Source organism: Sphingomonas yabuuchiae (genome assembly GCF_001477495.1).
Classification (GTDB): Bacteria; Pseudomonadota; Alphaproteobacteria; order Sphingomonadales; family Sphingomonadaceae; genus Sphingomonas; species Sphingomonas yabuuchiae_A.
The window spans coordinates 1-1,894 of record NZ_LDTF01000128.1 but is presented as its reverse complement, the minus strand read 5'-3'; the positions used below and the strand labels follow the sequence as shown (position 1 = coordinate 1,894).

The window sequence follows — 1,894 nt, the reverse complement described above, 5'->3', positions numbered from 1 at the left end:
TGCACCTGCGCGTCGAGCGTCATGCGCAGCTTGCGCTCGCGCTCATAGGCCAGGTTGACCGGGCGCAGGTCGACGCTGACCAGCTGGCCGAGCGTATCGCGCACGAACAGGTCGGGAAAGACGCGCTGGAACGCCAGGGTCGCCCCGCCCAGCGAGGCGGCCTGGTTGTCGATCCGCGTGTCGACATAATCGGTGCTGAGCCGGATCTCCTTGTCCTTAATCGGCTGGACCGCAATGCCCAGCGTCGTGACGCGCCGCTTTTCCGGCGCCAGGTCGGGATTGCCCCCGAAGATGGTGGTCACCAGTGTGCTGCGCCCGGTGACATAGTCGAAAAAGGGCGTGTTCGGCGTCGCCACCACCGGCGCGACCAGCTGCGTCACCGCGGGCGCGGTCTGTGCGATGTTGATCGAGGCGTTGAGCTGGACAGGGCGGAAGGGGGTCCAGTTCAGCCCCAGATTCGAGGTGCGGAGCCGCCCGAAATCGGAGACCTGCGACACGCCCAGCAAGGCGTTCAGCTGCATCTCGCCCAGAAAACCCAGTGAGCCTTCGCGCGCCGAGGCGATCGGCACATTGGCGTTGACGCTCGCCCCGCGCATCGTCCGCCCGATCCCGTCGGTGGGGAGGGACAGGTTGGTGCGCGCGTCGCTGTCGATCCGCGAATAATCGGTGGTGACGGTCAGCATCGCCTCGCCCGCGGGCAGGCGGACAAGGGGGCCGTTGGCGGTCGCCTTGACCCCGATCGTGTCCGACACCGCCCGGCTGCGGTTGATATCCCGCCGCGCGGCGGTGACGGGATCGATCGCGGCCATCGGGTCGCCGCCCGCGTCGATCGACGCCTGAAGCGCGCCCAGCGGCACGTCGATCTCGGATGTGCTGCGCGAGACCATCCGATCGTAATTGCCGGTGATCGCCCAGCTCCAGCGGCGGACATCGCCGGTCAGCGTGCCCCCGGCGTGCAGCGCCATGCTGGTCGTCCGCTGATGCAATACGCTGTCGGGCAGATAGCGATAGAGGAGCGTGTCGTTGGCGAAGGGGAAATTCCCCAGCCCACCGGGCACGCGCAGCAGCGCGGGGGCAAGGCCGTTCAGCCCCCTGGTCCGGATCGCCTCCATCGACACCATCAGCGACCCCGACACGCTCTTGGTCAGCGGCGAGGCGATGCTCGCTTCGCTATGGATGGTATCGGTGAGCGGCTGGAGCGTGCGATAGGGGCCGAGATCGGTAACCCCGGCCGGGCTGTTTGCGTAAGCCGAAAGCGTCCGTCGCGCGGCCGGATCGATCGGCACGGCCGCCAGCGTGACGCCTCGACCCGCCAGCGCATCGAGCCGGGGGTCCAGACTGGCACCGTTCACGCCGGTCACATTGCCGGTGGTCGCGAACAGCGTGTCGGGGTCGGGCACGATGTCGCGCTGGCTCTGGAGCACCGGGTCCTGGCGCAGATGCGATACGTTGAAGGTCAGGCGGCGCGGCCCGTCGATCCGGGCCGAGGTGACTTCGGCATAGTTGGTGCCGCCCCCGCCCTCGGGCGTGATGCCGGGCATCTCGAACGCCGTCACCGCGCGGAATTTCTTCTTGGTGATGAAATTCATCACCCGCACATTGGGCGGATAGCCGAAGCGTGCCGCCTCCTGTTCGGGCAGCACCTCGATCCGCTCCATCGCCTCATAGGGCAGCGACTGGAACTCGGCGAAACCCGAAACGCGCCGCCCGTTGAGCAGCATCACCGGCTCGCCCCCGCCCGAGGAACTGGTCAGCGCCTTCACCTTCTTCAGCAGGTCGGCCAGGTTCGTCGCGCCCAGCGCCTCGAGCGCCTGGGCATCCAGCACCGCGACCGGTTCGACCGCGCCGATGACCGATCCGGGGATACGCTTGCCGGTGACGGTGACTTCGGGGG

The 1,894-nt window shown here is 68.2% G+C and carries 1 protein-coding gene; it reads right to left on the bottom strand.

All coding sequences use genetic code 11. The features are described 5' to 3' along the window. On the bottom strand, positions 1–1,894 hold a 1,894-nt coding region (locus NS355_RS17460), incomplete at both ends, for a TonB-dependent receptor domain-containing protein (protein WP_058746841.1).